The organism is Brevundimonas sp. GW821-FHT10A07 (assembly GCF_059415785.1).
On sequence record NZ_JBWKNX010000011.1, the window covers coordinates 121,662 to 125,699 of the forward strand.

A 4,038-nucleotide genomic window follows, 5' to 3' on the forward strand; every position below is an offset into this window, starting at 1 on the left:
CCTGGGGGGCCCAAGGCGGAACCGTCACGGGGGCGGCAGGCCCCCTCCACCGCTTCGCGGTCCCCCTCCCCCAAGGGGGGAGGATTAGGCGCCCACATGGGTCAAACCTCCCATATAGGGCTGCAACACCGTCGGCACCGCGATCCGCCCGTCGTCCTGCTGATAGTTCTCCATGATCGCCACCAGGGTCCGCCCGACCGCCAGACCCGACCCGTTCAGCGTATGGACGAACTCGGTCTTCTTCTCGCCGGCCCGCTTGAACCGCGCATCCATGCGCCGCGCCTGGAAGTCGCCGCAGTTCGAGCAGCTGCTGATCTCGCGATAGGTCCCCTGGCTGGGCAGCCAGACCTCCAGGTCGAAGGTCTTCTGCGCCGAGAAGCCCATGTCGCCCTTGCACAGCAGCATCCGCCGGAACGGCAGCTCCAGCGCCTTCAGCACCGCCTCGGCGCAGGCCGTCATCCGCTCGTGCTCGGCGTCGGAGTCCTCCGGCCGCGCGATCGACACCATCTCGACCTTGGAGAACTGGTGCTGGCGGATCAGCCCGCGCGTATCCCGCCCCGCCGACCCCGCCTCGGCCCGGAAACAGGGCGTCAGCGCCGTCATCCGCATCGGCGTGGCGAGGTCGTCCTCGGACAGGATGGTCTCGCGCACGAGATTGGTCAGGGAGACCTCGGCGGTGGGGATGAGGTAGCGGCGCTCTGATAGCTCACCACGCCGAATTAGATTTAGGATGCGGTCATCCTCTTGGGTCTTCACCTGATCAAGATACGGCTGCACCTGCTCCATAAAGGTGTTCGCCCAGTCCTCGTCAGTTCCTCCCTCAGAAAGTTTTATCGCCTTATGCTCTTTTGCCAGCCTTTGAGCGGCAAAGAACAAGTCTAATCCGGATGAACGCTCCTCTTTCACAGCGTCCCAATCAACGCCAAAAGTTTGGAAGAGATCCTCTTCAAACTTCGGCAACTGCCCGGTCCCGAACATCGCCTCATCCCGCACCAGCAGCGGCGGGTTCACTTCCAGATAGCCGTGCTGGTCCGTCTGCAGGTCCAGCATGAACTGCCCGACGGCCCGTTCCAGCCGGGCCAGCTGACCCTTCAGCACCGCGAACCGGGCGCCCGACATCTTCGCCGCCGCCTCGAAGTCCAGCATCCCCAGGGCCTCGCCCAGGTCGGCGTGATCCTTGGCCGGGCCGCCCTCGCGCGGCGTTCCCCAGCGCGAGACCTCGACATTGCCCGCCTCGTCCTCGCCGTCCGGCACGTCCTCGGCCGCCAGGTTCTTCAACCCCGCCAGCAGGTCGCGCAGTTCCTTGCCGACGCGCGCCTCGACCTCGGCCGCCGCCGCGATATCGCCCTTCAGCGCCTCGACCTCGGCCTTCAGCCGGTCGGCCTCGGCCATGTCCTTCTTGCCCATGGCGGCGCCGATCAGCTTGGAGGCGGCGTTGCGCTTGGCCAGGGCGTCCTGGCCCGTGGTCTGGGCGTGGCGCAGTTCGGCGTCCAGCCGCAGGATGTCCGCCACCAGCCCGTCGGCCTCGTCCACCCCGCGCGACGACCAACCGGCCACGTAAACCTGGGGGTTCTCGCGAATGGCTCGGATATCGTGCATGGTCTGAAACTTCGGCTGGGCGGGAGAAGCCGAACGCTCTACCCGCCCGCGCGGAGTCGGGCAACGGCAGGAAGCCGCCGGACCTCGCTTAAGCCTTTTGCGCGACCCGCGACGACGGCGTCGGTTTGAACTCCCGGCTCGATTCCTGCACCGGCTTACCCCCGTCGGACTGTTTTCGCCAAAGTCCGACATCGCCGGCTTGACGCCCCCGCCGCTGCGGCGGACTGTCGCAACCTCCCCAAGCGGCATGAGACCTCGTCAATGATCCGATCCCGCCTGAGCGCCGCCGGCCTCGCCCTTCTGCTGGTCTCGGCCGCGCCCGCCGCCCTGGCGCAGCAGGCTTCGACCTATCCGCCCGCCCTGCCCGCGCCCCAGCCGCCGATCCCCGAGGCGCGGGACGTCGCCTATCCGGGCGTGATCGCCCTGGATATCGACGCCACCAACCTGGCCCAGCACGTCTTCGGCGTCACCGAGACCATTCCGGTAGCCCAGGCGGGGCCGATGACCCTGTTCTTCCCCGAATGGCTGCCGGGCAACCACGGCCCCGTGGGGCCCATCGTGCAGTTGGCGGGGATCGAGATCACGGCGAATGGTCAGCGCGTGGAATGGGTGCGCGACACCCTGTCCCCCTTCGCCTACCACATCACCGTTCCGGCCGGCGCGACCGAGCTGAAGATCAGGATGCAGCACCTGTCGCCCACCACCGGCAACCAAGGCCGGGTGACGATGACGCCCGAGATGCTGAACATCCAGTGGGAAAAGATGCTGCTCTATCCCGCCGGCCACTGGTCGCGGAACATCATGGTCCAGCCCAAGGTCAAGTTCCCGACCGGCTGGCAATTCGGCACGGCGCTGGAGCCCGAGACCAAGACCGGCGACCTCCAGACCTTCAAGCCGGTCAACCTGGAAGTCCTGGTCGATAGTCCCGTCTTCGCCGGCCTCCACTATCGCCAGATCGACCTCAACCCCGGCGGCCGCTCTCCGGTTCGCGCCAATATCGTCGCCGACGAGGCCAAGAGTCTGGAAGCCACGGACGAGCAGATCCAGATCCTGCGCAACCTCGTAGTCCAGATGGACCGCCTCTACGGCGCCCGCCATTTCGACCACTACGACTTCCTGATCTCCATGAGCGACAAGCTGGGCGGCATTGGTCTGGAGCATCACCGCAGTTCCGAGAATGCGGTCGATCCGGAGTTCTTCACCGGCTGGGACACGCATCTGGGCGACCGCGACCTGCTCAGCCATGAGATGAACCACTCGTGGGACGGCAAATGGCGTCGCCCCGCCGACCAGTACGTCCCGAACTTCAACAGCCCGATGCAGAACAGTCTGCTATGGGTCTATGAAGGCCAGACCCAGTATTACGGGCAGGTGATCGCCGCCCGCTCGGGTCTGCTGACCAAGGACCAGGCGATGGAGTCCCTGGCCATGACCGCCGCGACCTATGACGCCCGCGTCGGCCGTCAGTGGCGCGCGCTTCAGGACACGACCAACGACCCGATCATCAGCCAGCGCCGGCCCAAGGGCTGGCTGTCCTGGCAGCGGAACGAGGACTATTATTCGGAAGGCCAGCTGATTTGGCTCGACGTCGACACGACGATCCGAGAGAAGACGAACGGCCGCAAGTCGCTGGATGATTTCGCCAAGGCCTTCTACGGCGTCCAGGACGGCAGTTTCGAACCCGCACCCTATACCTTCGAGGACGTGGTGGCGGCCCTGAACGGCGTCGTGGCCAACGACTGGGCGACCTTCCTGCGCACCCGCCTCGACGCCACCGGCCCGGACGCCCATGCGCCTCTGGACGGCCTGACGCGCGGCGGCTGGCGCCTGGCCTATGGCGAGACCCCGACCGCCTATCAGAAGACCCTGTTCGGGGAGTTCAAGCGCAACGACTTCACCTATTCGCTGGGCTTCCAGACGGGCGAGAACAACGCCATCGGCAGCGTTCAGTGGGGCAGCCCCGCCTTCGACGCCGGCCTTGCCCCGGGCATGGAGATCGTCGCCGTCAACGGCCAGGCCTCCAACCCTGACCGCATCGCCGCCGCCGTCACCGCCGCCAAGGATCCGGCCGTGTCCGTGACCCTGATCGTCAAGGACGGCGACCAGTACAAGACCGTCGCCCTGCCCTACCACGACGGCCTGCGCTACCCGCGCCTGGAACGGATCGAGGGAACCCCCGACCGCCTGGGCGACATCCTGACGCCCCGCAAGCGCTGATGCTGGCTCACCTCCCCATTCGCGAAGGCGAATGGGGAGGACAGGCGGGAGCGTCAGCGAGCGCCAGGTGGGGGCGACTCGGTGTCAGACGCTGGGTCGGTCATCCCTACTTTCAGAGTCGCCCCCTCCTGATCGCTGGCGCGACCTGTCCTTGTTTGTCGCTGATCGGTTAGATTTCCCCTGATCCGGGACGCCCGCCTGATGTTCACCGCATCAGGCGAG

2 protein-coding genes are annotated in these 4,038 nt (G+C 66.5%); one reads left to right on the forward strand and one right to left on the reverse strand.

Annotated elements, in window-relative coordinates; all coding sequences use genetic code 11:
* Positions 1–84: 84 nt before the first annotated feature.
* Positions 85–1,599, reverse strand: a complete 1,515-nt coding sequence (gene serS / locus AC07NC_RS11040; protein ID WP_494569570.1) for a serine--tRNA ligase — start codon at positions 1,597–1,599, stop codon at positions 85–87.
* A 261-nt stretch (positions 1,600–1,860) separates the two neighbouring features.
* On the opposite strand from serS, the gene AC07NC_RS11045 reads away from it, so the two are divergent.
* Positions 1,861–3,816: a M61 family metallopeptidase gene (locus tag AC07NC_RS11045; RefSeq protein WP_494569571.1), complete on the forward strand. Its 1,956-nt coding sequence runs from the start codon at positions 1,861–1,863 to the stop codon at positions 3,814–3,816.
* The last annotated feature ends 222 nt before the right edge of the window (positions 3,817–4,038 follow it).

Bases quoted from the DNA above. Each gene is read 5' to 3' on its own strand.
- serS (WP_494569570.1), bottom strand. From the start codon at position 1,599: ATGCACGATATCCGAGCCATTCGCGAGAACCCCCAGGTTTACGTGGCC.
- AC07NC_RS11045 (WP_494569571.1), top strand. From the start codon at position 1,861: ATGATCCGATCCCGCCTGAGCGCCGCCGGCCTCGCCCTTCTGCTGGTC.